Here is a 25,769-nt window from a genome sequence, read left to right on the forward strand (position 1 = left end):
CGAGGTGACGCCCGTATCGGCGAACCCGGCGGCGGCTGCCTAGACCCGCCGCTCGGGTAACGAATTCGGCCACAACCGATTCGGCGCGTCGACGCCTGGTGATATCGGCTGTCCGATGCGTACCCGAACCTGCCGAGGAGGCCTCATGACCGATGACGAATTCAACCGCCGCAATATCGAGGAATTCCGGGCCAACCATGGCCGGATCGGTGGGCAGTTCGAGGGTGCACCGGTTCTGTTGTTACACAGCACCGGCGCTCGCAGCGGTGAGGAACGGGTAAGCCCGATGATGTACCTCGCCGACGGCGACCGCTACTTGGTCTTCGCCTCGGCAGCTGGTGCCGACCGCAACCCTGCGTGGTATTGGAATCTCATCAGCAACCCCGACGCGAGTATCGAAGTCGGCGACGAGCACTTGAACGTGCACGCCGACGAACTCAAGGGCGCCGATCGCGACGAGAAGTACGCCGAGCAAGCCAAGCGGTATCCCGGCTTCGCTGAATACGAACGCAAGACGAACCGCACCATCCCTGTCATTTCGCTGCGCGCGACCGGACCCCACCAGGGATGAACCGGTGCTCGACGACCGGACCGGGTAACGCTGGCGCTTGCCGCTGGCGAGCATTGATAAACGGAATGTATCGAGCCATCGCAACTCCGTCTTGGACAAGTCTTTCCACGTCGGGCGACTCTGGAAGCCGATGGGCAAAGTAATCGCTAGCCCACTGAACGTCTGGAGTAAGACCATGACCACTTGGTCGACAACCGGAGCCCGGTTCGGGCACCGACTGCAGTTGATCGCCATCGCTGGTGGCGCGGCCATCGCGATCGTCCTGATCGCCAACGTCAACCGGCCGCCACGCGCGCTCGCCTCGGCCGGCTCGGTCGACATCGTGCCGGGCGTCTCGATCACCCCGGCGCCGGGCTGGACAGCCACCGACCACGGCGCCAACTGGGTGGCACTGTCCAATGCCGACTCCAGCGCGCAGTTGCAAGTCGCCGTCAAACCCGCTGGCGGAACCGACCTCGCGGCTATGCTGCAGGCCGACGTCAACCAGCTGACCGCCACACCGTCGGCAGGCTTCATCAACGTGAAGACCTTGACCACACCGACGACGGAGACGTTGTCCGGCAACAACTTTCAGCAGGAAGCCTTCATCAACTACACCGCGGACGTGTCGGCGCCCCAGGGGCTGGTTCCCGTCCTGGGAACCTTCAGTGAACTGCTGAACACGTCGACGGACCGGACAGCCTTCATCGACTTCCGGCAGAACAACAACGCGACCATCCAAGCCGCCGACGACGGCGGAGCGATGGTCCGCTCCCTGCTCTGACCGAGTTATCCAGTGCGTCGGTGGGCGATGATGCGTGCGCCATGGGAGGGCGCGTAGACGACCTGGCGCGCACGGGGCTTCTCCGGACGGGGGCGGCCCGGCGCCAGGCGGTGGGTACGCAGGATCTCCCGAAGGATGATGGTCGCTTCCATCATCGCGAATCCTGTGCCGAGGCAGCGGCGGACGCCGGCGCCGAATGGCAGCCAGTTCGACGCCGTGGCAGATCCGTCGAAAAACCGTTCAGGCCGGAAGATTTCAGGATCGGCGTGCTGACCGGAATCGGATTGTATCGGGCCGATGCCCGGAAACACGGTGTAGCCGGCGGGGATACGGTAGCCGCCCAGTTCGACGTCCTCGGTGAGAACTCTCGCGACGGCGTAGAACACCGGATGCATCCGCATCGACTCCTTCAAAACGGCGTCGAGGTATTTGTCGTCGTCGGTGTCGGCGGCCGCGGCGGCCTTGTCCTGCAACACGGGATCATGCGCCAGCTCATGCAGCGTCCAGGCCAGCGTGGTGGCGGTGGTCTCGTGGCCGGCCAGCAACAGGGTGACCATCTGGTCGCGCAGCTCTACATCGGAGAGGTGGTCCTGTTCGACCGGCGCGGCGATCAGCTGAGATAACACGTCGCCGCGAGTGCCGGTGTCTGACGCACCGCGACGCTCTCGGATCTCGGCGTAGAGCAACTCGTCGATGCGCGCCAGCAGTTGACTGAATCGTTTCCAGGGCCCGAAACTCTGTAGCGGCGTGACTAATTCGGCTAGGTACACCACCGCGGGGGCGGAGACGAGCCCGGAGAATGTACGACGGATCTCCTCGAACCGGGGCCCCTCGCTGACACCCAGGACCACCCGCAAAATCATCTCCAGCGTGACCGCGTTCATCCGCGGCTGAGCCGCGAATGCGGTGTCGATCGGCCACTGGGCCACTTCTTCGGTGGCGAGTTCGCTCATCATGTCGCGGTACCCGCGCAACGCCGGGCCATGGAAGGGCGGCATCAGCAGTTTGCGAAGCCGTTGATGGGCAGCCTCATCAGTGGTCACCACGGAGTGGTCGCCCATCACGCGGCGTATTCCCGGGAGCCGTCCTTCGCCGGCGTGGAACGTCGTCGACTCGCCGAAGAACACGCGCCGATTGAGTTCAGGACTGCACAGCAGGACAGCGGGCCGGCCCAGCACCGAAACCGTGATGATGTCGCCGTAGCGCTTGCGCATCAACGGAGTAACGCGGTGGCGGTACGGGAACAGCGCGGTGTGCACGATGCGGGGCACCCGCGGGCCGGGCGGCAACGGCAGTTGGGCCAGACGATCGATCACGGCTGGCGTCGGCTGGTTCATTCAGCTCGCCCAAACGGTGTGGGACATCAGCGCCTCCTCGGGGCTTCGACGCCCAACCAGACTATCGAGGATCGGCCACTTGCGAACTTCGAGACCGCCCGCCGCAGATCAATGCGGTTCGGCAAGCCTGGCCATCTCGGCGAACATCGATTCACGCAGCTTCTCCCGAGGCACATCGTCGAGTCCGGTCGCCGAGCGCACGAATGGTTCGAACAGTTGCCAGCCCAGCAGCAGGGCGATCGCATTCGCCGCTCCCAGCCGGGCGCTCTCTTCGGTCTCGTGCTCGGGCCGGATGCCGTCGAGCAGCCTGGCGGCGGCGGGGAAACTGGACTGCAGTTTGCCCGCCGGAAACCCGTCGAGCAGCGCCCGCGCGATCACCCGCAAATGACGGGAAGTGGCCGCCTCGATCTCGTCCGCGGACGCCTCGCCGTCGGTCAACATGGCCAGCTTGGCGGCCAAGTGATCGAGTACGGCGGCGACGAGCTGCTCCTTCGTCCCGAAATGGCGAAACACCAGGCCGTGGTTGACGTGGGCCGTAGCCGCGATATCGCGAATGGACGCTGCCGCCGGCCCGCGTTCGGCGAACATCTCCGCGGCGCTGTCCAGGATCGCGGCGGTCACCTCGTCGCGGCCAGTCGGAACAGATTTCTGCACCGGGCCGGGGCTTGCGGTGTGTGTAGTCATATGTCTACACTACATTGTAGTCAAACGACTACATAGCTGCATCGCAAAGTCGCTTTCGTGCACCCACGTGCTTCCCAGGGAGCATCCGTAACCTCGCGCAGGAGAAGCTTCCAAGCCGAGGGAAGGTGGGCGCATTGTCTGTGGGAGACGACCATCGATACGTGATCATCGGCGCCGGCGCTATCGGCGGCACCGTGGGCGGGGTGCTGGCCCGCGCCGGCATCCCGACGGTGTTGATCGCCCGCGGGCGGCATGCCGAGGTCTTGGCGGCCGAGGGCTTAACGCTGAAAACGCCCGACGGTACTTTCCGCACCGCGGTCACGACCGCGTCGCGGGCCGACGATTTTGAGTTGACCGATCGCGACGTTCTGGTTTTCGCGACCAAGACCCAACAACTCGACGCGGCCCTGCAGGAATGGGTGGACCAACCCGTCCATGGCCCCGACGGTGTCGTCGGAACCGCGGGTGAGCAGCTGCCGGCGATGACCGCACTCAACGGCGTTGCCGCAGAAGAGAAGGCGCTGCGCTATTTCCGCCGAGTATTCGGGATCTGCGTCTGGTTGCCGGCCGTGCACCTCGAACCGGGCGAGGTTGTCGTGCGGGCGTGGCCGGTGGTCGGGCAGTTCCACATCTCGCGGTGGCCGGCGGCGCTGCGCACCCAGGACGATGCCGACCTGTTGGCGGGGCTTGCGCAGGCGTGGACTGCGGCCGGGGTTCGGGTGCGTACCCCCGATGACGTCGCCCCGTGGAAGTACAACAAGTTGCTGAGCAATCTGGGCAACGCGGTCGGTGCCCTGACCGCCGGCGCGGCCGATGCGGGCGACGTGGTGGCCGCGCTGCGCCGTGAAGGTGAAGATGTGTTGCGGCGAGCGGGAATCGAATTCATCTCATTCGAGGTTTCGACGGCCACCCGGGCGGACGGACCCACGATTCGACCGGTGCCCGGATCGGATACCGGACCGAACAATTCCACCTGGCAATCGTTGAGTCGCCAGACCGGCAACGTGGAAACCGACTTTCTCAACGGTGAGATCGTGCGGATCGCTCATCGGTGTGGCATCGAGGCGCCGCTGAACACCGCATTGGCCCGCGCCGCACGCTCGACGGTGCGCAGCGGTCTCGGCCCGGGACGCTTTTCGGCCGAGCAGCTGGCGGAACTCGTGGGAGTCGATGGGATTACCTCCGCGCATAGCTGACCCAATCGACTCGGGTTCGGCCCTGCCACCGCGCAAGCGCCCCGGTCCACGCGGACCGGTCGGCCGAATCGCCCGCCCAGGCGATGTAGCCGTCGGGACGTACCAACACCGCGGGGCCGTCGTCGGTCCGCACCGCTTGGGGAAGCCAGGCCGCGTCGACGACGGGCGCCCCCCGCTCACGGACGAAAACGAAACCAGGCAGGCGTTGCAGCTCGGTGATCCGCCCATGCCGCAACGGAATTTGCGTCGCGCGGGTACCCACCACGCGGCTCTCCCCTCGGCTGCGGGCATACCGCAACGTTGTCCCGGCGAAACTCCCGGCAATCGCGTCACGCACGCGCGGAATGCTAAGTATCTTGGGCGCCAATAGGTTTCGTAGCCGACGCGCTACCGGCGGCCGAAGTGTGATGCCACGGGCCATCAGACCGGATTGCACCAGCACCCGCTTGCCGATCGGATGACGTTCGTCGTGGTAGGTGTCGAGCACGGCGTCGTCGGCGCCGGCGAGCACCGCGTCGATCTTCCACGCGAGGTTCGCCGCATCCTGGATGCCGGTGTTCATGCCCTGACCACCCATCGGGGAGTGGACGTGTGCGGCGTCCCCGGCCAGAAACACGCGACCGTGCCGGTATTGCGCGACTTGGCGTTCGTCGCAATGGAACCGGGACTTCCAGCCCACCTCGATCAGGCCCGGGTCGGCGTCCATTGCCCGCCCGAAGACGCCAGCGATCTCGTCCCGATCGACGGGTTCGGTGTCGGGCAGCTGATTGTTGCGGTCCCAGACCATCGTGCGATACCACGAGCCGTCGGCGTCGTGTCGATCGTAGGGGACAAGGAACGCGAACTCGTTGCGAGTGCTGTGCAACGTCAGGCCGGCGTCCGAAGGCCCGTGCGCGAGTTTGACATCGGCTAGCACGATCGACGACAGGATCGTCCGGCCGGGGAAGTTTGCACCCACCAATGCGCGAACCGTGCTATGCGCCCCGTCGGCACCGATCAAATACTTTGCCCGCCAACGGGTGTGACTACCCGCATCGTTGCCGTGCGGTCGGATGGTCACGGTCACACCGTCGGCGTCCTGGTCGAGGCCGATGACCTCGACACCACGCCGGATGTCGGCGCCGTGGCGGACGGCGTAATCGCCCAGCGCCCGATCGACGTTGGTCTGCGGGGTGATCATCGCGAATTGATACGGCGAGTCGAGGTGAGTGAGGTCGATGCGCGCACCGCCGAAAATCGTGACTCCCGGTGCCTGATGTGAACGCGCCAGCAGGTCCTCGGCGGCCCCCCGGGCGTCGAGGACCTCCAGCGTGCGGGCCATGGTGGCAAAGGCGCGGCTGGACGGATTGATCGCGGGCCAGCGCTCCAGCACGGCGACCGAGCGGCCTACGCGGGCCAGGTCGCCGGCGGCGGTCAGCCCCGTCGGCCCGGCGCCGACCACGAGGACGTCGACATGGTGGGTCGTCATCGTGCCACCGCCTCCGGGTGCGGGTACCAGCGACGGATGTCGTCGGGGGTTGCCACGGCGTCGCGATTGAACACGAAGCGGCAGCCGGGCTGTGTGGTGTGCGCGGCGTTGACGATCGACTCGAACAGCAGCGTGTTTGTCGCCACTAGGCGCACGCCGGCACCGATGAGTACCGCGTCGTATCGCTTGGCCTCCAGCGACTGGCGGGCCTTGTCGGCACCCGTATCGCCGAAATCGATCAGGCAGTTGTCGACCTCGTAGCCCGCGGACCGCAGCGCAGCGACATTGTCGTCGTTGGCGGTCCGCAGTTTTTCCTTCGATAGGCCAGGAAATTGCGCGAAGTCGGGCGAGGAGAAATCGATCACGTCGGGATCGAGTCCGATCTGGATGGCTGTCACGGTCATGGCCGCACCCCCTGTTGAGTTCAACAACTGTTGAACTCAAACGCTAGGCTGGGCCGCAGGCTATGTCAACAGTTGTTGAAATATACTGGCCGCATGCCCGTGAAAACCCGTGATGGAGAGGCCACGCGATCGACGATTCTGGCCGCCGCGCGTTCGCAATTCGGGACCAACGGCTTCGAACGCACCACTATCCGTTCGGTGGCGTCGGAAGTCGGCGTCGACCCGGCGCTCGTGATGCACTACTTCGGCAGCAAGGCAGAGCTTTTCGCCGCGGCCTCTCGATTCGATGTCCAGTTTCCCGATCTCTCCGGCATTGCCGCCGACCGCATTGCCGATGTGCTGCTGCCGATGTTCATCGGCGTGTGGGGACCGCAGGGGCCCTTGCTGCCGCTACTGCGCTCGGCCGCGACCAACCGGACTGCCGCGGATGCGCTGCTTGCCGTGTTCGTCGACCAGGTAGCCCCGGCGCTGGCCGCGGTCGTCCCCGATCGCGCGCCCGAGCGAGCCGCTTTGGTCGGATCGCAACTGCTCGGCCTCGCGGTGGCCCGTTACTTCTTGGGCATCCCGTCGCTGGCCGGCATGGACGATGCGCGTCTCATCGAGTGGATGCGACCGGTGCTCGCGCACTACCTCACCGATCCGGCACCATGATCTGATGCACCCCTTCCGGAAGGCGGTCGAGGACCGCGACGAGGCAGCCATCCAGGCAATGCTGGCCGACGCCGTGGTGTTCACTAGCCCGGTGGCGTTCAAGCCGTATGTCGGCAAGCCGATCACCGCGGCGATCCTGCGTGGCGTACTCCGGATTTTCGAGGACTTCCGTTACGTCCGTGAGATCGCCGGCAACGACGGACGCGACCACGCGCTCGTCTTCGAGACCGGGATCTCGGGGGCGCCCGGCGTGAAGATCACCGGTTGTGACTTCCTGCATTTCGACGAGGACGGACTGATCGACGAGTTCATGGTCATGGTGCGGCCGCTGTCGGGGGCGACGGCATTATCCGAAGCGATGGGTGCCCAGTTCGAACGGATCCAGCAGGAGGCCCTGGAACTGGCCGAGAAGTTCGCCACCGCTTAGCGGGCCGGCCATTCGGTTACGGCAGTCAAAATTCCGACGCGTCCGGTGTCGGCTTCGCGTCGCAGCACCGTGGTAGCCAGGTCGAACTTCACGCCGGCAGTCGTCTCGTTGCCGAACGGGTTGCCGGTCCACCGGGTGATGCGGCATACCCGGTGAGTGATCCGCCAGCCACCGGGGTACGCACCAACGCGTCGTCGTACCAACCGGTGCCGTCCCAGAGCGGGTTGCCGTCGGCGGCCACATCCGCGGCGAAGATCCGGCCGAACAGTTGCCATCGCTGGGAATCGACCGCCAGCCCGTAGAGGTTCACCAGCTGGGTGATCTCCAGGACGTCGCTCATCTTCCCCATTGTCGGGCCAGCCGAGCGCGACGCGGGCACAAACGGCGGTGCCGCCATGTTGCGGTACGCATGTGGGCGAAGCACGAAGGGAGACGCGGATGAAGATTCGCATAGGAGTCGGGCTGGGCGCGGACAGCGCTCCCGATCGCCTGGCCGACATTGTCGACCACCTGGAGCGCAGCGGGGTGGACTCGCTGTGGTTCTCCGAGCTGGTGTACGCCCCCACGGTGGATCCGATGGTCGGCATGGCCTATGCGCTCGCCCGAACAACCCGCCTGAAGGTGGGCACGTCGGTGGCGGTGCTGCCCGGGCGCCATCCGGTGCTGGTGGCCAAACAACTGGCATCGCTGGCGGCCCTCGCACCGAAGCGGGTCCTGCCGGCCTTCGGGTTACGCTCGGCGATTCCGGCAGAACGCGAGCTGTTCGCGGTGCCCGACGGCGAGCGGGCAGCGGTGTTCGACGAATCGCTGCGGGTGCTGCGCCTGGCGTTGACCGACCAAGCGGCCAGCTATCGTGGCCGCTACTTCACCGTCAGCGGAGCGGTGATCACGCCGAAACCGTCTCCCCCGCTGGACATTTGGCTGGGCGGCTCGGCCCCGGCGGCGTATCGGCGTATCGGTGCGTTGGCGGATGGCTGGTTGGGTAGCTTCCTTACCCCGGATGAGGCGCGAGCCGGGCGTGAGGCGATCGAGCGGGCCGCGCAAGACGCCGGCCGACAGATCGAGCCGGATCATTTTGGTATCTCGCTGGCTGTCGCGGACGGCGAATTGCCGGCAGAGCTGGTCGCTGCGGCTCGCCGTCGTCGTCCAGATATCGATCCCGGCGACCTGATAGCCGCGGGCTGGGATCAGCTGCAGCGCCAACTCGACGCCTACGTGGATGCGGGATTGACGAAATTCGTCATCCGGCCCGCCGGCAGCGGACCACTGGACGGGTTCATCGATCGTTTCGTCGCCGAGCTGGCCGGCAGGCAGAACTGAGCTCGACTCCTCACTTGCCTTTCAGGCTGCCGATGCGAAGCGAGTAATCCGTGGGCTTCGACGGGTTTTCAATGCTCTCGACGTACTCCTCGGGGTCGCGATCGACGATTTGAAGTCCCCTGGTGGTGGGATGCTCGGCCATGAATTCGCTGTACTGCCGACCGAGAGCTTCCCGAAGACCGATCGGGGCGTGGTGACGGAAGTCCGCCAGCCCTTCGCGCTCCTCTTCGCCCATGTGGTCGTCATTCGCCAGCCGGGTGCGGCCCACCGCCGCCCACCACGACTCGGAACCGACCCCGGCGGCGCCGGCGTCGCGTACTCCGTCGCGAATGTCGTTGTGATCGCCGATCGCATCGAGCGTCTCGCCCTCGGGATTGTCGGCGCCGCGCCGGAGCAGTTGCGGGTAGAAGATCTTCTCCTCGATGTAGGCGTGCACATCAAGCTTGTCGGCGAGTGGACGCCAAACCCGCTCGAGTGCGGCCCGGTTGGCCGGTGCCTGCGCCTGCAGATCGTCCAGCTTGGCAAATTGTTCGCGGAACCACTCGTGGTCGGCGAGGATCAGCATGGTGATGTCAGCCATTGCGACTCCCAGCCTTCCTGTCCGCTAGTCCTTCGTCCGTCTCGACCGACGATGCCAGACGCGCCGTCAACTCGCTACACCGTCGAAAAGCCCGATAGACGTATGCGCCGAGTCGCGGCCTATGGTCGAGCGGTGACGATCACCTATGACGAGACGCTGCGGGAACAGTTCCGGGTAAATCTGGCGAGTCACGATCGTCGCACCGTGATCGACCCGACGAAGCGGCATGCCGCAGTCGCGGTGGTAGTGGTCGACTCGAAGGTCGGTGAGGACAGGGTGGATCCAGCGCCGGTGGATGACTGGATTGCCGGGCGGCCGATGGAAGCCGGTCTCGACGGGCGTATGGTCGACGTTTCGGGAGGTGCCGCTTTCCTTCTGTGCCGCAGGGCATCCCGTCTCTCATCACATGCTGCGCAGTGGGCGCTGCCGGGCGGTCGCCTCGACCCGGGTGAGACCCCTGTCGACGCCGCGCTGCGGGAGCTGGACGAAGAGGTGGGTATCAGGCTGCCTGGCGCGATGGTGTTGGGGATGCTCGACGACTACCCGACCCGGTCGGGGTACGTCATCACGCCGGTAGTGATCTGGGGCGGCGGCAAGCTCGATCCCCGTCCGGCACCCGACGAGGTGGTGGCCGTCTACCGGGTGGGGTTACACCAGTTGCAGCGCGACGATTCGCCGCGCTTCATCTCCATTCCGGAGAGCCCGCATCCGGTCGTCCAGATTCCGTTGGGGAACGATCTCATCCACGCGCCGACGGGTGCCGTGCTGTTGCAACTGCGCTGGCTGTGCCTGGAGGGCCGCCACGATCCGGTCGACGAGCTGGAACAGCCGGTGTTCGCCTGGAAGTGAAATTCGGGAACATCAAGTCGCGCAAACCCGTTCGCTCGGGATCTCGTCATCGCGCGGCGGCTTCTCGGTTGTGGTCATTCGCCAAAGTGCCAGTGCCGCACCGATAAATGCCGCGGCACCCGCGGCCGCGGCGATGAATCCCCAACCTCGCCGGATAGTGCTCAGGTCGATACCCGGTTGGTAGATCATCGTCAACACCGCGGTGCCCAGCACGGTGCCCAATTGGCGGGCGGTATTGATCAGCGCCGATCCGGCACCCCACCGGTGTGCGGGTAGCGCCAGGCCGGTAACCGCGGAAAGGCTGGGAAACACCAGCCCCACTCCGGCTCCGGTGAACAGCTGGCCGGGAAGGAAATCGGCGACGTAGTCGGGGTGTGGACCCACCCGGCACAGCCAGATCACGATCCCGACCACGTAGAGGGTGGCCCCGGTCGCGGCGACAGCGCCGACGCCGATCCTGCCGATCAGTCGACCGGCCAGCGTGAGCGAGACGATGACTACGACAACGGGACCCGGCGACAGGCACAGCCCGGCGACGTCGGGCGCTTTGCCCCACACGGCGGTCAGCAGCATGACGCTGCTCAGCAGCATCGCACCGAACGCCGCGGCAAACAGCAGCAGGGCGAGGCAACTTGACCACATCGGCAGCACCCGCACCGCGGCGAGATCCAGGGCCGGCGATGGATGGCGCAACGAACGCCATACCGCCACCGCCATCGCACATCCGGCACTCACGGTGGCGACCACGACCTTCGCGCCACTGGAAGCCTCGGGCAGTTCGATCAGGGCCCACACCAAGGCGCCCACACCCAGCACCAGGCACAGCGCACCGAACAGATCGGGAATCCCGGCACCGGTCGGGATGGTTTTGGCCAGCACCCAGGGGCCAGCGGCAAGGGCTAGCAATCCCAGCGGGACATTGACGAAAAAGATCCACCGCCAGGACAACTCGACCAGCATCCCGCCGACCGGCGGCCCGAGGGCGGCGGCCACGGCGCCCACCGCCGACCAGGTGCTGACCGCAACGGCGCGATGCGATGCGGGAACGGCGGCCAGCAGCAGCGCCAGCGAGCTCGGCATGAGCATCGCGGCGCCGAACGCCTGCACGACGCGGAACGCCACCAACATAACGAATGATCCAGACAGCCCGCACGCGGCCGATCCCAGCGTGAACACGGCCAAGCCCCAGAGGAATACGCGGCGATGCCCGTATCTGTCTCCGAGCCGACCGGCCGGGGCCATGAATGCCGCGAAAACCAGGGTGTAGCCGTTGAGAATCCACGACATCGCCCCGAGATCGGCGCTACCGAAGGCTCTGCGGATGTCCGGGAAGGCGATATTCACGATGAACAGGTCCAGGCTGGCAAGAAATGCCGCGGCGGACCCCAGCAGTACGGTCATCGCCGAGCGTGTCGCGGATAACTGCGTCGCCGTCACTGGTCCGCCTCACATTGAGCCCACCCACCGATCGACGAGACCGCATCGTCCGTCGAGCCCACTGAATATAGTCAACTATACTCAGATGGCTGGGGTCGCTACCGTGGGGCCCGGCTCATCGCGGATTCTTCTCGCCGGCCTCCACGGCAACGGCAAGCCTGTTCTCGGCGGGAGCTACCGGGCAGGTCGCGTAGTCGGTGAATGCGCACGGCAGGTTGGATGCTCGGTTGAAGTCGAGCGTCACCGTTCCGTCGGCGTCCGGCGCGTCGATCGAAAGCACCCTGGCGCCAGGGTATGTCGTCACTCCGCTTGTCGCGTCGGTGAATAGCACGCGCAACCCGCTCGAGGTGTCTCCGAATGCGACCAGCGCAGACGCGGTGCCCGCCAGTACGAAGTCGATGACGCCGACGGCGCGCAGGTGATGTTCGAGTCCTTCTACGACAGCGCCCGTGGTGACGATCCTCGGCTCCTCATACGGTGTGAAATTGCCGACCACCCGCCACCGTTCGCTCGGTGGATACGCGGGAATACCGTTGTACGCCTTAAGGTGCGGCGACTTCGGATCGTGCACGCGTAACGCGACCGACCCTGTTCGGCGGATCACCTCGATGCGGCGGTCACCGGACTGCACCAGCAATCCCCGTGCGCCCTCGACTGGTTCGAGCCGGTCGGTTCCGTCGATTCCCTGGATGTACACCGCCTCACGGTCGGCGCGCCATCGTCCCGGAAGGTCGGCGACGGCATCGAATTCTTCGGTGATCCAGTACAAGCCGGTGAGGCTGACCCAGCCGAATGGATCAGCGTAAGAGCGTTCACGCTCAGAGTGCCATTTGTTCCACGCTGCCTCGAACGTTCCTACGGTGGTATCTGCGCTAGTAGTCATGATCCTCGCTTACTTACTCACTCTGTCGAACGGACACAACATCATTGCGACCCGACTGCGCGCTGAGCGGGCGACTCGGAATGCGTGCGCGCAGGATGGGGGCGACCTCGGACTGAAACAATTCGAGGCTGCGACGCTGTTGGGCAGGCGTCACACCGTCCGCATCGGCGGACAGATGCATCACCTCGTGACCGAGCTGCTCGTGATAGCGACCCACCTTGTCGATCACCTGCTCGGGGCTGCCCACCAACGCCGAGCTGCGCTCGACGAAATCGTCGATCGACTCGAACACCACCGGCATCCCGGCGCGGCGCGCGAACGCCAGGCGCGCCTCGAACATCGGCCGATAGGTGGCTACGGCGTCCTGCGACTTCCGGGTGACGTAAAAGCCGGCGGTCCCCGCACCCACCAGGGCGTCCCCGGGGCGGTGGCCGTAGAACTCCCAGCGCCGCCGGTAGTGACGAACCAGCTCCGCATACGGCTCGATGGGGTTGACGACGTTGGCGGAGAAAATCGGATCGCCGTGCCGGGCCGCGAGGTCGACTGAGTCCTTACTCGTCGCGCTGCCATGCCAGACCCGAATCCTGCTCTGCAGTGGCCGGGGGAGTGCCTTGGCGTTGACGAGCGGCGGCCGGAATCGCCCGGACCAGGTCACATTGTCGCCCTCCCACAGCAACCGGAACAACTCGTATCCCTCGCGGTTGCGGTCCCACTGGTCTTCGGCGGTCACGTGGAACAACTCGGCCTGCGCGGCACCGTTGCCTTTGCCGATGATCAGCTCGAGCCGCCCGTCCGACAGGTTGTCCAGCGTCGAGTAGTCCTCGAAGGCGCGGACCGGATCGAGCAGGCTCAACGTCGTAACCCCGGTGAACAGAGCGATTTTCGAGGTGCGCGCCGCGATGTTGCTCAGCACTACCGGCGGGGAGGATGAGATGAACGGATCCTCGTGCCGCTCGCCCACCGCGAACCCGTCGAAACCCAGTTCCTCGGCGAGCACTGCCTTGTCGAGGACCTCGCGCAACCGATCGGCCGTGCTTTTCTTCGCACCCGAAACGGGATCGGGAACATGTGTAATCAGCGTTATCAGCAGGAACTTCATCCGAAATCCTCACCAAGCAGCGACTTTTCGAACGGATGTCGGCCAATTTCCGCCGAGCGCAGCGATTGATCGTAAAGCGGGGTGTACCCCATCGATCGGTAGAGGGCCACCGCCTCGGGCTGCCGCCACCCCGTCGTCAGGTAGACGCGAGTGTACCCGCGCTGCAACGCGATTCGCTCCAGCTCGGCGACCACGCGCTTGCCATAACCGCGCCGCCGATAGGCCGATGCGGTCCAGATGCGTTTGAGCTCTGCCGTCGTCGAGTCATAGCGACGAAACGCGCCGCCCGCGACGGGCGCCCCGTCGCACAGCGCCACGGTGAGTACGCCGCCCGGGGGTTCGAATTCTTCGGCCGGATAGGCGAGTAGCTCGCCGTGCTTTCGTGTGGAGTCGCCGCCGTAGCGGGCGCTGTACTCGACGGCAAGTCCCTCGAGTTGAGGCGCTACGAGGAGATCGGTCTGGTGGACGGCAACAAAGTCCAACACATCGAGGGCTCGGTCGGTTGTCGTCACGCAGCGTCTCCATCACTTTTCCGCAGGAAGCAGCGGCGCACCAGTGACGGTCACCGGGAAGCTTCGGTCTACACGAACGAAGTTACTGCCTGCCTCATTCCCGGCCGGTCGCGGATGAGTGCCCGGCGGCTACGCGGCCCGGCGCCTGCGCCCGCTGATCAGGTAGAGCGCGGCGCGCAGCTCGAGCAGCGGATCGTCGGACGGTTCGATTCCCGGCAGCCGGGGGATCGGGTCAAAGATGATGTGTTTCTGCTGCGCGGCGTCGTCGATGGCGGGGCTAGTCAGCTCGAGAATGCCGAGCTTCCTGACCTCCCGGTCCGACGGCCAACTGACGGTGGCGTCGTCGACGGCATCACCGTCTTCGGCGAGCTGCACCGCCAGTGTGAAGCGCACCGGAGCGGCCGCGATGCGCTCGCGGATTTCGCTGAATAAATAGTTAGCATCCTTGGACGGCACGACGGACTCATCGAGGTATTCGGTTCCCGCCTCCGGGATCACGTGGTAGCGGCCGAATCTGCGCTCTCCCGCGGCATTGACGAATTTGAGCGCGCTCACGCCGAAGTACGCCTCCTGTGCGAAGCTGGCCGGGAAGGGCTTGGGCGCCTGCACGAAACGCAACGCCGCGGGGTGCGAACCGAGGAAGGCTTCCAGCGGCGACCCGGCCAGGTTAGCCGGGTCACTGGTAGCCAGCGCCCGCAAGAATTCCAGGAATTCGTCGCCAGTGCGTGCCGGGAAGCCATCGACGGAATGGGCGATGACGTCGGTGTGCAGGTGTTCGCCCAGGACGAATCGGACCGCGATTCCTTTGGGGAGAGTGTTCGGATCGGTGTCCGGAATGTCCGGGAGTCCGGTCGAGTCGGAGAAACGCACCAGGACGGGCGTCGAGGCCTGCTGGAAATGTTGGGCGATGGACAGGTCGGCCGCGGCGGCCGCAGGCGCAAACGTTCCATTCAGCAGGACGCCTTTGCCGTGTGCCGGACGGATCCCGGGATGCTCACCGAAGATTTGAGTGAATGTCGCCAGTATCTCATCGCTGAGTCGCAGTAGCTTTTCATCTGTCGCTAATGGCATGGTGCTCTCCTGTTGGACGCCGGGCTGTGGCTGAGTCCATCTAACCGGGTGGCCGCGGCAAGCGGGGCAGTCGGCTCGACCGCGCTGCCGCGCATCGCAAGCAGGTAGCGGCAAACGCCAAGCGCCAGTTCGAGTGTGCGAGACCAGGCCGGTGAAAATCGCATCGGCGCAGCCGGATTCAAACCATTCCTTTTCGGGTACCGCGCGGGAACTCTGGAAGGATCCACGCAGTTCGTGCGGAGGGGATGGAAATGACGGTAACCCAAACCGCCCCGTATCGGGTCGCACCGGCCAGCCCGCTTCTGGGGGCTGAAATCGTCGGCGTCGACCTTGCTAACGGCGTCGACGAGGCGACTGCCGAGGCACTGCGGAATGACTTCTGGCGGTACAAGGTCCTCGTGTTCCGCAACCAGAACTTGTCCCCCGACGCACACGTCGAAGCGGTGCGGATCTTCGACGAGCCGTTTGACCATCCGCTGTGGCTGCACCGCGACCAGAACAACCGGCTGGTCTACGTCTTCGACCTGGAAAAGGCGGGCGCCGCGTCGAGCTGGCACGTGGGCGGCACCTGGCGTAACCCACCGTTCAACATCGAGTCGTTGACTTATCAGGTCGTGCCCGAAATCGGCGGCCGTACACTGTGGGCCGATCTCCAGGCGGCGTACGATGCGCTTTCCGAGCCATTCAGACAACTGCTGGACTCGGTGAGCGCCGAGTACAGCGCCTACCCGGGCGACGGCACCTACCACCGGCTCCCGGTGACCGAGACAGTCGAGCACCCGGTGGTGCGCACGCACCGCCACACCGGTCGCAAGGGTCTGTTCCTCAGCTCTTCGGCGATCCGCCTCACGGGCATCGAACCGGCCGAAGGCCAGGCATTGCTGCCATTCCTGCTGGCGCATGCATCTTCACCCAACTATGCCGTCGGATTCGGTTGGAAGCCTGGTGATTTCGTGATTTGGGACAACCAAGCCACCTGGCATTTCGCTGTTAACGATTACCAGGGACCGCGCGCCTATCGCAAGGTCATCGGCGGCTGATACTCGGTTCTCGCCACCGTAAGTCACCTCGAGTTCGCGTGTACAGTTTTCGTTAGTTGCCCGAACAAACGGTGGCGGGCGAGTTCGTATGGGAGGGTGCAATGTCCCGATCAGCCGGCGACACCTGGGACATCGTGTCGAGTGTCGGGCTGACCGCGTTGGGTGTCTGTGCCGGGCGTGCCCTCGATGCCGCTCTGGATCCTCCCCTGGCGAATGACGATTACGCCGCCGGCTTTGTCGCCGCCGCCGGTGAGCCGAATCTCAGTGCCGCGGTGGCGAACACCGACATGGACAGCGCGGCGGCGTTCAACGCCCAGTGGGTAGGGGTCCGTACGCGGTTCTTCGACGACTTCTTCACGCAGGCCGGGCAATCCGGGACACGTCAGGCGGTCATCTTGGCGGCCGGCCTGGATTCCCGTGCGTACCGGTTGGCATGGCCGGCCGATTACGTCGTTTTCGAAGTCGACCAGCGGCGGGTGCTGGAGTTCAAGCAGCAGGTTCTGGAAGACCGGGGCGCTGTGCCTCGGGCGCGACGTGTCACCGTCGCCGTCGACCTGCGCGACGATTGGGCGGGGGCCCTGACCGCGGCGGGATTCGACCCCGAACAACCGACGGCGTGGGCGCTCGAAGGCTTGCTGCCTTACCTTCCTGGCGCCGCCCAGGACGCACTGTTTGACAAGCTGCACGAACTGTCGGCGGAGGGCAGCCAGATAGCCGCGGAATTGGGGCCGGTGCCCGGGGAGCTGCGGGAATTCGCCGAGGAAATGGCGGCGATCAGCCAACTCTCGGCACAGCACCCGGTCGCCGACCTGTGGTATGACGACCCGCGCGCGAACACCAAAGATTGGCTGGCCGAACGCGGTTGGACGATCACCGGCATCGACTTGATGGATAAGGCCGCACACGAATACGGCCGACCGTTCCACGGACTGCCGCCGATATTCGAACGACTGTTGCGGGACAAATTCTTCACCGCCCTGCGCAATCGTTGAGCGGACAGCGGGATAAAAGGCGCCGTTGGCCGTCCGGGCGGCGATGTCCGAGATGATCGCCCAGTTTCCGCCGCCGGACATCACTGGAGTGCAGATCGAGGATCGTCAAATCCCCGGCCGCGACGCTGATCCTGCGGTACGCATCCGGATTTACCGGCCCGAACAGCGCAACGCCCCGGCCGCGGTATACAACGTGCACGGGGGAGGGTTCATCGCCGGCGATCTCGAGACGGAGCACGCCTTCAACGCAGATCGCTTTCCAGTTTCTGTCCGTGCCCGAGCTCGACGGTCGACTCATCACGGCGAGCATGACGGACTTCATCGATACCCCACTTTGGAGTCGTCCCCGAGCAATCGTCAGCTGGGACTGTTACCTGGGTTCCGGTCGCGCCGGCACCGCTGACGTACCGATCTACGCGGCGCCGGCTCGTGCCACCGAGTTGGCGGGTCTGCCGCCCGCGTACGTCTCGGTGATGCACTTCGATCCACTTCGCGACGAAGGTGTCGCCTACGCGTTGGCCATGCTTGCCGCAGGCGTGAGTGTCGAATTACATTTATTCCCAGGGACTTTCCACGGCTCGATGCTGATCCAGGATGCGGCGATCTCCAAGCGTGAGGGGGCAGAGAAGATCGCGGTGCTGCGCCAAGCACTGGCGCTGTAGCTCGCGGGCGATCACCTAGTGCCGAATGCGCTCTGGCGGTGGCTAACTCGTCGCAACCGGATTGCCCGGGCTGCGGCGGCCGTCAACGCCAGCGCCGCCATCACCGCAAGGACCATCGCCGCGGCGTTGCCGGACCCGAGGGAGCTCAACAGCATTGGCAATCCGAAACCGAAGTAACTCACCGTGTAAAACGTTCCGGTCAGGGCACCGCGTAGGCGTTGCGGCGCAGTGGCTTCCAGATCAATCAAGCCCTCACGGAGCAGCAGGCCCGACGCGCAGCCAAGAACCACCAGCAGTGACAATCCGACGCCCAGCGGCATTGTCGATGGCGCCGCAGCGGTCACCGCGTAGCCGAGCGCGGCCAGTACGGCTCCGAACGTGCCGGCGTGCGGGCCCCACCGACGCGCGCGGGCGATCAGTTGGGTAATGCCGCTGACGCCGTTGGCAATGAGCGCGGCGGTCCCTGCGGCCATCGGGGCCGCGAGCCCGGTGTGCACATGGGTGGGGATTGTCACGAAGGCGAGAGTTGCCGAGGAATACACAAACGGCGACAGTGGCAGCGCCCAACTCAACGCCCGCGCGATGTCCCGTCGCGCCGGTGCCGGCTGTTCGCCGCTGGCCACGGCTACCGGGGCGGTCGCGGCCGCGCGCTGGGCCGCCACCACCGCGACGACGGTCGCCAGCGCGACGAGCACGGCGGCGATTCCGAACGACTCCCATAAACCGGCATGTCCCACCGACGCGATCACGCCGGATGCGAACGGGCCGACCGCGAAACCCGCCGTCAGGACCGCCCCGGCGACCGCCGCGCCTGCCGGCCCCTTCATGTCCGAAGCCCACGCGGTGCACGAGCTTACGACCAGCCCGACACCGGCCCCGACCACCAAACGGCCGCCCAACAACACGGCGGAATGCTGCGACAGCAACATTGCGACCGTGCCCGCCAGCGCGGTGGTCGACCCCGCCCAGGCCACCGGCTGGCGTCCCAGCACGTCCGACAAGCGACCGCCGATGAGCAGGCCGGGCAGCAGTCCCACCGCGTAGATCGCGAAGATCGCGTCGAGCATGCTCCTGCCGAGGTGCTGGCGATCATAGATCGCGGGGATCAACCCGGCGAAGTGGTTGGCGGCCCAACCGGTAGCCAGCAGGACGGCCAACACCGCGGCGAATAGCAGTCGTGAGCCATCAGGTTCACCGCGTTCGTCATGTCCATGCGGTTTCACCGGCGTCGGTCGCTCCCGGCGCGGCACTGCCACATTCGACCTGCACACTGATGTCCTCCCGATCTCTGCACGCGGTTATGTGTGGTGGTGATATCGGCCACAGCGTTGTGTCTCGAAGAGCGCGGCCACATCGTCGTGTTTCGAAGAGCGCTGCGAAAAATAGCGCTGCACCCCGTTCACAGCCGACGCCGCTCCAGCACTTATTCCGAATCTCGGTACAACGGCCGTTGTCAGTCCGGAGTCTGCCCGACCGGGCCGGGTTTGAATCATGCTCGACGCAAACCTGGCGGTCTGCCACCGAGATTCCTAGGCTGCGCGGGTGATGTCGACCAATCCGGCGCCGGCCGGGGTGTCTCTTCGTGGCGTCGACCGCACGTTCGGAACGCATACCGTGTTACACGAGGTCGACATCGAAATCGAGCCGGGTGAGGTGGTCGCGTTGCTCGGGTCGTCGGGCAGCGGCAAGTCGACACTGTTGCGGCTCATCGCCGGCCTGGACAGTCCGACCGGTGGGCGGATCGAGATCGACGGCGAAGCCGTCCACGGAATCGACCCACGCTGCGCGGTGGTTTTCCAGGAGCCCCGGCTATTGCCCTGGCGGTCTTTGGCCGCAAACGTGGAGTATGGCCTGCCACCCGGCACGGCGCGGGCGAAAGGCACTGGTGTAGTGCAGCATTGGCTCGACGTCGTCGGGCTGCGAGATTTCGGTGAGCACTATCCGCGGCAAGTGTCTGGCGGTATGGCGCAGCGCGCGGGCCTCGCGCGTGCCCTGGCGCGCCGTCCCCGCGTTCTGTTGCTCGACGAACCGCTCGCTGCCCTCGATGCACTGACCCGACTGCGGATGCAGGACTTGCTCGATGCCGTGCAGCAAGAGGCAGGCACCACAACGGTTTTAGTGACGCATGACGTGGACGAGGCCGCGATCCTCGCCGACCGGGTGTTGATCCTGCGTGCCTTCGAAACCGGTGCAGCGACCGGCGGCGCCCGTATTGCTGCGACCCACGAAGTCGCCATCGCCAAACCACGCGACCGCGGTGATCCGCGTATCGCCGCGTTACGAGGTCAGTTGTTGGACGAACTCGGGGTACCCCGACGTAGCAGTGAGGCAAAAGCATGGTGAAAGGTCGCTATCTGACCGCGATTTCGGCTATCGCGAGTATCATCGCCGTAGCCGGCTGTGGCTCGAACGCCGGGAACACGGCGTCAAAGGATATCCATCTGGATTACGCCTACTACAGTCCGTTGAGTCTGGTGGTGCGCGACCAGCACCTGCTGGAGAATCGCGGCTACAACGTGACGTGGGTGCTATCGGCGGGAAGTAACAAGGCCAACGAGGGCCTGCGGTCCAAGGCGTTGGACGTCGGATCTACCGCCGGTTCCGCCGCATTGGTCGCCCGGGCCAACGGATCGCCGATCAAGGCTGTCGACCTCTACGCCGGAGGGGAGTGGACGGCATTGCTTGTCGCCAAGGACTCGCCGATCAACTCGGTGGCCGACCTGAAGGGCAAGAAGGTCGCCGTCACCAAGGGCACCGATCCGTACTTCTTCCTGTTGCAATCGCTTGCCACAGCCGGGCTTTCGCCAAGCGACATCGAGATCGTCAATTTGCAGCATGCCGACGGCAAGACCGCCCTGGAACGCGGAAACGTCGACGCATGGTCCGGGCTGGACCCTTTCATCGCGGAGACGATCCAGCAATCAGGCTCCCGTTTCATCTACCGCAATCCGAGTTTCAATTCTTACGGCTTCTTGAACGTTCGGGAGGATTACATCGCCGCCCACCCGGAGGCCGTCCAGGCGGTGGTCGACAGCTATGAGGAGGCCCGGAAGTGGGCGAAGGCGCACCCAGATCAACTGGCAGCATTGCTGGCCTCGCAGGCGAACATAGCGCTGAGCGTGGCGCAGGAGGAACTGAGCCGGACACTGGTGGACATCGATCCGGTGCCGGGGGACGCGCAGCGGGCGGTGCTGACTCGAGTGGAGCCGATCGCGGTCGCCGACTCCGATATCAAATCCGACGACGCCGGCCGCAACGCACTGAGCACGCTGATCGAGCCGAAGTACATTCAGCAAGCTCACTGACGTCCCGGTCCGGGCGGCTGGCGAAGTTGCCGCGCCTCCTCGTGGGCTTGATTGTGCCGGTGCTGCTGCTGGGGATCTGGCAGCTTGCCACCGCCGGCACGGGGTACTTCTCGCCCAGCCAGCTTCCACCTCCGGCCGATGTGGTGTCCGCGCTGGGCGACCTGCTCCGGCGCGGTGAACTGTGGACTCACCTGCAGGCCAGCGGTTCTCGAGTTCTGGTCGGCTACCTGGCCGGCACCGTCGCGGGGCTGACGCTTGGTTCACTCATCGGGCTATCGGTGGAAGTGCGCCGATTGCTGGGGCCGACCGTCGCAGCCTTTCGGACTGTGCCTTCCTTGGCGTGGGTGCCGTTGCTGCTCCTATGGTTCGGCATTGACGAGACGCCGAAGATTCTGATGGTTGCCATCGGTGCGTTTTTCCCCGTCTACACGACGACGGCGTCGGCGCTGTCGCACGTCGACCCGCAGCTGTTGGAAGTCGGACGGGCCTACGGCCGGCGCGGCGTCTCGCTGTTGACGACGGTGATGTTGCCCGCCGCGGCACCCGAATTGGTGAATGGGCTCCGATTAGGACTGGCCAACGCGTGGCTGTTCGTCGTCGCAGCCGAGCTGATCGCCTCGTCGAAGGGTCTGGGCTTTCTCCTCCTCGACAGCCAAAACACCGGCCGCACCGACGTGATGCTGCTGGCAATCGTCCTGCTGGCCGCATTGGGCAAACTCAGCGACGCGATCTTGGGCGCCGTCGAGCATCGGATGGTGCAGCAGCGCAGCTAATCACGCAGACGCCGGTCAGCAGCTGCCACACGATGATCGAGTACACGCTGCCGCGCTCCCACGCCCCGCTCGGCAGCAGATTGTCATTGGACGTGACCGAGTTAACCAGCAACATCAGCAGACTCAGCAGGCCAACGGCCGCGAGGAGTTCGGAGATGTGACGGTAGCACCGCCGGTCGCCGACCGTGGGGATGACCGCGGCGCCCGCCAGAATCGCGGTGGTGCCTCCGACAATTGCCAGCGCGGCGCCGGCGCGATGCGCGTCGCCGCTGTGCACGGTTCCGATCACGAGGTTGCCGATCGCATTCGTGGCGATTAAGCCCAAAAAGATTTGGGCCCGGGGGCTATCGGGAATGCGCACGATGAACACTGCGCCAAGAAAGAACAGAGCACCCTGCAGATAGAACGCGATGTGGATCAAATAAGACTGCGGGGAGTCGGCGTCCACCCCGAGATCGCTGATGTAGTTACGCGTGTAGCTGTAAGCGGACCCGAAACCCGCGGCGGTGATCGCTTCGAGCGCGAGGTACCCGAGGGCTGCCACCACCCAGAGCACGGCGCCGCATCTGGTAGCCAAGCTGGTCAACCTCCCGTTGTTGAGCCGACCCTACGGAACCGGTCGACGGCCAAGATAGGCCAACACGTTCGCGCAACGTCGCAGCCAGTGCGGCGCAGCCGCCGCGCGTGCCCGCACAATGGCGCGATGGCCGCCGTTCGCAAAGTCTTCCTGTCGACCACCGCGTTGGTGCTCGCGCTGGTGAGCTGCTCACCCGGCGATCCAGCGCGGGGATCGGGTTCTTCGGGCGATTTTCACGGGCCGATCGAGATCGGCCACGGACGCCACCTCTACCTCGAATGCCGCGGAAAGGGCAGTCCGACAGTCATTTTGGAGTCTGGTTACCATAACTCGTCGGATCCGTGGAACCAGTCGGATACCACTGCCCCGGCGGTAGGTCCCGGCGTGCTACCTGCGTTGTCCGGCTCGCATCGCGTTTGCGCCTACGACCGGCCCGGCACGTTGCGCAATACCGACCCGCCCACTCTCAGCGACCGCAGTTCACCGGTCGTGATGCCACGCACCGCGCAGGACGCCGTCGGCGACCTACACGCGCTACTTGCCGCGGCGCAACTTCGCGGCCCCTACCTTCTCGTCGGGCACTCGCTGGGTGGGCTCTTCGCCCGCCTGTACGCCCAGACCTACCCCGACCAGGTGTGCGCGGTGGTCTTCGTCGACGCCTTCGGTGTTGAGATCCCCAGCCTGCTGGGAGCCGACTGGCCCGCATACCGGCAGGCGTTGGACGAACCGCTGCCGCAGTTCGCCGATTCGTCCGCGTTCGAGGTGGTCGATATCGAACAGAGTGTCGCGCAGGTCGGCGCGGCCCCGGCGTTCCCGCCGATCCCCACCGTGGTGCTGACGAGGACCGAGCCCTTTGTGATTCCTCCGACGGTGCCGGTCGAGCAGGGCGCGAGGTTGGAGCAGGCGTGGCGGGAGGCCGCCGCGGATCTTGCCGCGCTGCGGCCGCAAACGCCGCATATCGTCGCGACAGGCAGCGATCACTTCATCCAGATCCGCCAACCCGACCTGGTGGTGGCCGCCGTGGCTCTGGCGACGCAGAGGTCCGCCGCGCAGCGCTGACCGGCCGTCCATCGACCGTCTCGCGGCGCGCCCGTCATGCTCGGCTAACGCGGGCACCCGCAAGCCGGTGGCGGCGAGATCCGCATCAGTGAATCGGTGCGCGACGCGGCCGACGGCCGAGCTGATATCGAGTCCTGCACACCGAGCGATGTCGAGCTCAAAGGCTTTGAAGGCTGGCGCAGCTTGTGTCCGGTCAAGTGCCCGACTGACCGCCGACGTCAGCTACGCGGGCGCAATACGGGGGTGACCAGTTCACCGCTGGCCAGGTAACTTTCGAGGTTGCGGATCGTCAGGAGTGCCATCGCCCGGCGGGTCCGGGCCGTGGCGCTGCCGATGTGCGGGAACAGCACCACATTGTCCAGATTGAACAGTGCGGCAGGCACGTTGGGCTCGTCGACGAACACGTCCAGCCCCGCTCCGGCCAGCCCGCCGCCGGCCACCAGTTCCACCAGTGCGTCCTGGTCGACGACACTGCCGCGGGCGATGTTGATCAGATAGCCCTCGGGGCCCAGTGCCTCGAGGACGGTCCGGTCGACCAGGTGGCGAGTCTGGCGGTCACCGGTGGTGGCGACCACCAGCACGTCGACCGACTCCGCCAACTCCACGGGCGATTCCGCGTACCGGTATGGTGACCCGTCGATCCGGTGGCGGTTGTGATAGGCGATGGCGCAATCGAATCCGAGGAGTCGCGTCGCGATGGCCGAACCGATTCGTCCTAAACCCACGATGCCCACCTGAAGGCCACTGACATCCCGGGCATACGGGAACGCGCCCTCGGACGCCCACCGGCCCGCGCGGACGTAGCGGTCGGCCGCGCCGAAGCGTCGCAGCGTCATCAGGATCAGCCCCAGTGCCGTGTCGGCAACCGTGTCCGACAGCACATCTGGAGTGTTGCTCACGCCGATACCCCGGCGCTTGGCCGCCTCCAGATCGATCGAGTCCACTCCCGCCCCGTTGTTCACAATCGCCTCCAGATTGGGCAGGGCCGCAATGGTATCGGCATCAACGCCCGCCAGGCCCGACGTCACCACCACGCGAAATTCAGCCCCGCGCTCGGCCAGGAACTCGGCACGCAGCGGACCGTCGGGGAGTTCGGGGATGTCGTAGCGCGCAGCCAGCTCGGCTTGGAATGTCGGCTCGAACCTGCTGCCGACCCGTAGCACGTCGTTCGTCTTCTTGACCGTCACGCATGCATCATCTCCCAAGTCACGCCGGAAGGCTGCGTCTGATAGCGGACAATGGCTCCATGGATATACCGCGGGCGCGTGAATGGATCGAGCAATGCGAGACGTTGATCAGCCGCCGGGGTCACCGCATCGCTTACCGGCGCCGCGGGCACGGGCCGACGGTACTCCTGCTGCACGGATTTCCCACCTGGTCCTACGACTACGCCGAAGTCGCTACCGACCTTGCTGATGACCACGATGTGGTCACACTGGACTTTCTGGGCTATGGCGCCTCCGACAAACCAAACCCCTATGAGTACTCGGTCGCCGAATCAGCCGATATTGTGGAGGATTTGGCGGCACATCTGCAGCTGGACTCGGTCCGCCTGGTCGCCCATGACTACGGCGGCATCGTCGCCCAGGAGCTTCTCGATCGTGTTTTGGCCGGCACGCTCGGATTCAGCATCTCCAGCCTCGTCATGTTGAATTCCGGGATCGTCTACAGCGCCTACCGGCCGACGCGCCTGCAGAAGCTCTTGATTCTGCCGGTGATCGGAAAGCTGATTGCCGGCCGGGTCAGTGCCGGCCGCCTGCGCTCCGGGCTGGACGCGGTCCGCGGGTCCCGGCTCACCGATGCCGAGCTGGACGAACTCTGGTACGGCGTTTCGCGAGACGATGGCCACAAGATCGCACATCTGCTCATCCGTTATAACGCTGAACGTGCTGAGCACCACCGTCGATGGGAGAAGGCGCTGGCCGACTGGAGTGGTCCGCTGCGGCTGGTTTGGGGACTCGATGATCCGGTGTCGGGGCGACATGTTCTCCAGGCGGCTGCAGAGGTGCTACCGCGCGCCGAGGTGACGGAACTCGATGGCGTGGGCCATTACCCGCAATCCGAAGCACCACAAGCAGTTTCGGGTGCGGTGCGCGGAGCTTGATCTCT

30 protein-coding genes are annotated in these 25,769 nt (G+C 65.5%); 15 read left to right on the forward strand and 15 right to left on the reverse strand.

Annotation, left to right across the window (positions count from 1 at the left end; genetic code table 11):
• The first annotated feature begins 145 nt into the window (after positions 1-145).
• Together OK015_RS02185 and OK015_RS02190 are read left to right on the forward strand one after the other, a co-directional pair.
• Complete coding sequence (locus tag OK015_RS02185) at positions 146-571, forward strand: nitroreductase family deazaflavin-dependent oxidoreductase (protein ID WP_268128921.1); 426 nt, start codon at positions 146-148, stop codon at positions 569-571.
• A 175-nt stretch (positions 572-746) separates the two neighbouring features.
• Positions 747-1,334, forward strand: coding sequence for a hypothetical protein (locus tag OK015_RS02190; protein WP_268128922.1), 588 nt, complete (start codon positions 747-749; stop codon positions 1,332-1,334).
• Between the two features lie 5 nt (positions 1,335-1,339).
• Here the strand turns inward: OK015_RS02190 and OK015_RS02195 are convergent, their stop codons facing one another.
• Both OK015_RS02195 and OK015_RS02200 read right to left on the reverse strand, forming a co-directional pair.
• A complete protein-coding gene (locus tag OK015_RS02195) occupies positions 1,340-2,671 on the reverse strand; it encodes a cytochrome P450 (RefSeq protein ID WP_268128923.1) in 1,332 nt (443 codons plus the stop codon).
• A gap of 108 nt (positions 2,672-2,779) precedes the next feature.
• Entirely contained in the window at positions 2,780-3,355 is a 576-nt protein-coding gene (locus OK015_RS02200) for a TetR/AcrR family transcriptional regulator (RefSeq protein WP_268128924.1), read from the reverse strand.
• A 140-nt stretch (positions 3,356-3,495) separates the two neighbouring features.
• Between OK015_RS02200 and OK015_RS02205 the strand changes: the two genes are divergently transcribed.
• Entirely contained in the window at positions 3,496-4,551 is a 1,056-nt protein-coding gene (locus tag OK015_RS02205) for a ketopantoate reductase family protein (RefSeq protein ID WP_268132376.1), read from the forward strand.
• Here the strand turns inward: OK015_RS02205 and OK015_RS02210 are convergent.
• Both OK015_RS02210 and OK015_RS02215 read right to left on the reverse strand, forming a co-directional pair.
• Positions 4,532-6,019, reverse strand: a complete 1,488-nt coding sequence (locus tag OK015_RS02210) for an FAD-dependent oxidoreductase (protein WP_268128926.1) — start codon at positions 6,017-6,019, stop codon at positions 4,532-4,534. The two genes, OK015_RS02205 and OK015_RS02210, sit on opposite strands and share 20 nt — an antisense overlap.
• Entirely contained in the window at positions 6,016-6,423 is a 408-nt protein-coding gene (locus OK015_RS02215) for a hypothetical protein (protein WP_268128928.1), read from the reverse strand. Before OK015_RS02215 ends, OK015_RS02210 begins: the two co-directional genes overlap by 4 nt.
• Positions 6,424-6,516: 93 nt before the next feature.
• Here OK015_RS02215 and OK015_RS02220 point away from each other — a divergent pair, with 93 nt between their 5' ends.
• Positions 6,517-7,074 carry a TetR/AcrR family transcriptional regulator gene (locus tag OK015_RS02220; RefSeq protein ID WP_268128929.1) on the forward strand — a complete coding sequence of 186 codons (558 nt, stop codon included), beginning with the start codon at positions 6,517-6,519 and terminating at the stop codon, positions 7,072-7,074.
• 4 nt (positions 7,075-7,078) lie between these two features.
• Entirely contained in the window at positions 7,079-7,501 is a 423-nt protein-coding gene (locus OK015_RS02225) for a nuclear transport factor 2 family protein (protein WP_268128931.1), read from the forward strand.
• 88 nt (positions 7,502-7,589) lie between these two features.
• On the opposite strand, the gene OK015_RS02230 is transcribed toward OK015_RS02225, so the two are convergent.
• The gene (locus OK015_RS02230; RefSeq protein ID WP_268128932.1) at positions 7,590-7,841 is read right to left on the reverse strand and encodes a nuclear transport factor 2 family protein; all 252 of its coding nucleotides are present in this window, start codon (positions 7,839-7,841) and stop codon (positions 7,590-7,592) included.
• Between the two features lie 98 nt (positions 7,842-7,939).
• On the opposite strand from OK015_RS02230, the gene OK015_RS02235 reads away from it, so the two are divergent.
• Entirely contained in the window at positions 7,940-8,821 is an 882-nt protein-coding gene (locus tag OK015_RS02235) for a TIGR03854 family LLM class F420-dependent oxidoreductase (protein ID WP_268128933.1), read from the forward strand.
• A 10-nt stretch (positions 8,822-8,831) separates the two neighbouring features.
• Here OK015_RS02235 and OK015_RS02240 read toward each other — a convergent pair whose 3' ends face one another.
• Positions 8,832-9,401 carry a hemerythrin domain-containing protein gene (locus OK015_RS02240; RefSeq protein WP_268128934.1) on the reverse strand — a complete coding sequence of 190 codons (570 nt, stop codon included), beginning with the start codon at positions 9,399-9,401 and terminating at the stop codon, positions 8,832-8,834.
• Between the two features lie 132 nt (positions 9,402-9,533).
• Here OK015_RS02240 and OK015_RS02245 point away from each other — a divergent pair, with 132 nt between their 5' ends.
• Positions 9,534-10,250, forward strand: a complete 717-nt coding sequence (locus tag OK015_RS02245; RefSeq protein WP_268128936.1) for an NUDIX hydrolase — start codon at positions 9,534-9,536, stop codon at positions 10,248-10,250.
• A 12-nt stretch (positions 10,251-10,262) separates the two neighbouring features.
• Here OK015_RS02245 and OK015_RS02250 read toward each other — a convergent pair whose 3' ends face one another.
• The 5 genes from OK015_RS02250 to OK015_RS02270 form a co-directional block, all read right to left on the reverse strand.
• Entirely contained in the window at positions 10,263-11,687 is a 1,425-nt protein-coding gene (locus tag OK015_RS02250; protein WP_268128937.1) for an MFS transporter, read from the reverse strand.
• Positions 11,688-11,802: 115 nt separating this feature from the next.
• Entirely contained in the window at positions 11,803-12,570 is a 768-nt protein-coding gene (locus OK015_RS02255) for a DUF1684 domain-containing protein (protein WP_268128939.1), read from the reverse strand.
• Positions 12,571-12,583: 13 nt separating this feature from the next.
• A complete protein-coding gene (locus tag OK015_RS02260) occupies positions 12,584-13,669 on the reverse strand; it encodes an LLM class flavin-dependent oxidoreductase (RefSeq protein WP_268128940.1) in 1,086 nt (361 codons plus the stop codon).
• Entirely contained in the window at positions 13,666-14,181 is a 516-nt protein-coding gene (locus tag OK015_RS02265) for a GNAT family N-acetyltransferase (RefSeq protein ID WP_268128941.1), read from the reverse strand. The genes OK015_RS02260 and OK015_RS02265 overlap by 4 nt, the downstream gene beginning before the upstream one ends.
• Positions 14,182-14,310: 129 nt before the next feature.
• Complete coding sequence (locus OK015_RS02270; RefSeq protein ID WP_268128942.1) at positions 14,311-15,252, reverse strand: catalase family peroxidase; 942 nt, start codon at positions 15,250-15,252, stop codon at positions 14,311-14,313.
• A 251-nt stretch (positions 15,253-15,503) separates the two neighbouring features.
• On the opposite strand from OK015_RS02270, the gene OK015_RS02275 reads away from it, so the two are divergent.
• Both OK015_RS02275 and OK015_RS02280 read left to right on the forward strand, forming a co-directional pair.
• On the forward strand, positions 15,504-16,292 hold the full coding sequence (locus OK015_RS02275; protein WP_268128943.1) for a TauD/TfdA dioxygenase family protein: 789 nt from the start codon (positions 15,504-15,506) through the stop codon (positions 16,290-16,292).
• 101 nt (positions 16,293-16,393) lie between these two features.
• Positions 16,394-17,284 (forward strand): SAM-dependent methyltransferase, encoded by an 891-nt coding sequence (locus tag OK015_RS02280; protein WP_268128945.1) that lies wholly within the window; start codon positions 16,394-16,396, stop codon positions 17,282-17,284.
• Here the strand turns inward: OK015_RS02280 and OK015_RS02285 are convergent.
• Complete coding sequence (locus OK015_RS02285) at positions 17,262-17,606, reverse strand: hypothetical protein (RefSeq protein ID WP_268133184.1); 345 nt, start codon at positions 17,604-17,606, stop codon at positions 17,262-17,264. The two genes, OK015_RS02280 and OK015_RS02285, sit on opposite strands and share 23 nt — an antisense overlap.
• Here OK015_RS02285 and OK015_RS02290 point away from each other — a divergent pair.
• Positions 17,557-17,946 carry an alpha/beta hydrolase fold domain-containing protein gene (locus OK015_RS02290; protein ID WP_268128947.1) on the forward strand — a complete coding sequence of 130 codons (390 nt, stop codon included), beginning with the start codon at positions 17,557-17,559 and terminating at the stop codon, positions 17,944-17,946. The genes OK015_RS02285 and OK015_RS02290 overlap by 50 nt on opposite strands.
• 11 nt (positions 17,947-17,957) lie before the next feature.
• Here the strand turns inward: OK015_RS02290 and OK015_RS02295 are convergent, their stop codons facing one another.
• Positions 17,958-19,169 (reverse strand): MFS transporter, encoded by a 1,212-nt coding sequence (locus OK015_RS02295; RefSeq protein ID WP_268128948.1) that lies wholly within the window; start codon positions 19,167-19,169, stop codon positions 17,958-17,960.
• Between the two features lie 349 nt (positions 19,170-19,518).
• On the opposite strand from OK015_RS02295, the gene OK015_RS02300 reads away from it, so the two are divergent.
• From OK015_RS02300 to OK015_RS02310, 3 genes are read left to right on the forward strand one after another with little or no spacing between them, the layout of a single operon-like run.
• Positions 19,519-20,289 (forward strand): ABC transporter ATP-binding protein, encoded by a 771-nt coding sequence (locus OK015_RS02300; RefSeq protein ID WP_268132377.1) that lies wholly within the window; start codon positions 19,519-19,521, stop codon positions 20,287-20,289.
• Positions 20,286-21,251, forward strand: coding sequence for an aliphatic sulfonate ABC transporter substrate-binding protein (locus tag OK015_RS02305; protein ID WP_268132378.1), 966 nt, complete (start codon positions 20,286-20,288; stop codon positions 21,249-21,251). The genes OK015_RS02300 and OK015_RS02305 overlap by 4 nt, the downstream gene beginning before the upstream one ends.
• Positions 21,252-21,292: 41 nt before the next feature.
• Positions 21,293-22,024 carry an ABC transporter permease gene (locus OK015_RS02310; RefSeq protein ID WP_268128949.1) on the forward strand — a complete coding sequence of 244 codons (732 nt, stop codon included), beginning with the start codon at positions 21,293-21,295 and terminating at the stop codon, positions 22,022-22,024.
• On the opposite strand, the gene OK015_RS02315 is transcribed toward OK015_RS02310, so the two are convergent.
• Positions 21,969-22,601, reverse strand: coding sequence for a DUF998 domain-containing protein (locus tag OK015_RS02315; RefSeq protein ID WP_268128951.1), 633 nt, complete (start codon positions 22,599-22,601; stop codon positions 21,969-21,971). The two genes, OK015_RS02310 and OK015_RS02315, sit on opposite strands and share 56 nt — an antisense overlap.
• Before the next feature lie 126 nt (positions 22,602-22,727).
• Here OK015_RS02315 and OK015_RS02320 point away from each other — a divergent pair, with 126 nt between their 5' ends.
• Positions 22,728-23,660, forward strand: coding sequence for an alpha/beta fold hydrolase (locus OK015_RS02320; RefSeq protein ID WP_268128953.1), 933 nt, complete (start codon positions 22,728-22,730; stop codon positions 23,658-23,660).
• A 218-nt stretch (positions 23,661-23,878) separates the two neighbouring features.
• On the opposite strand, the gene OK015_RS02325 is transcribed toward OK015_RS02320, so the two are convergent.
• Positions 23,879-24,847 (reverse strand): 2-hydroxyacid dehydrogenase, encoded by a 969-nt coding sequence (locus tag OK015_RS02325; RefSeq protein WP_268128955.1) that lies wholly within the window; start codon positions 24,845-24,847, stop codon positions 23,879-23,881.
• A gap of 59 nt (positions 24,848-24,906) precedes the next feature.
• Between OK015_RS02325 and OK015_RS02330 the strand changes: the two genes are divergently transcribed.
• Positions 24,907-25,764 (forward strand): alpha/beta fold hydrolase, encoded by an 858-nt coding sequence (locus tag OK015_RS02330; RefSeq protein WP_268128957.1) that lies wholly within the window; start codon positions 24,907-24,909, stop codon positions 25,762-25,764.
• Positions 25,765-25,769: the final 5 nt, after the last annotated feature.

Origin of the sequence: Mycobacterium sp. Aquia_216 (genome assembly GCF_026723865.1) — a bacterium.
Taxonomy (GTDB): Bacteria; Actinomycetota; Actinomycetes; order Mycobacteriales; family Mycobacteriaceae; genus Mycobacterium.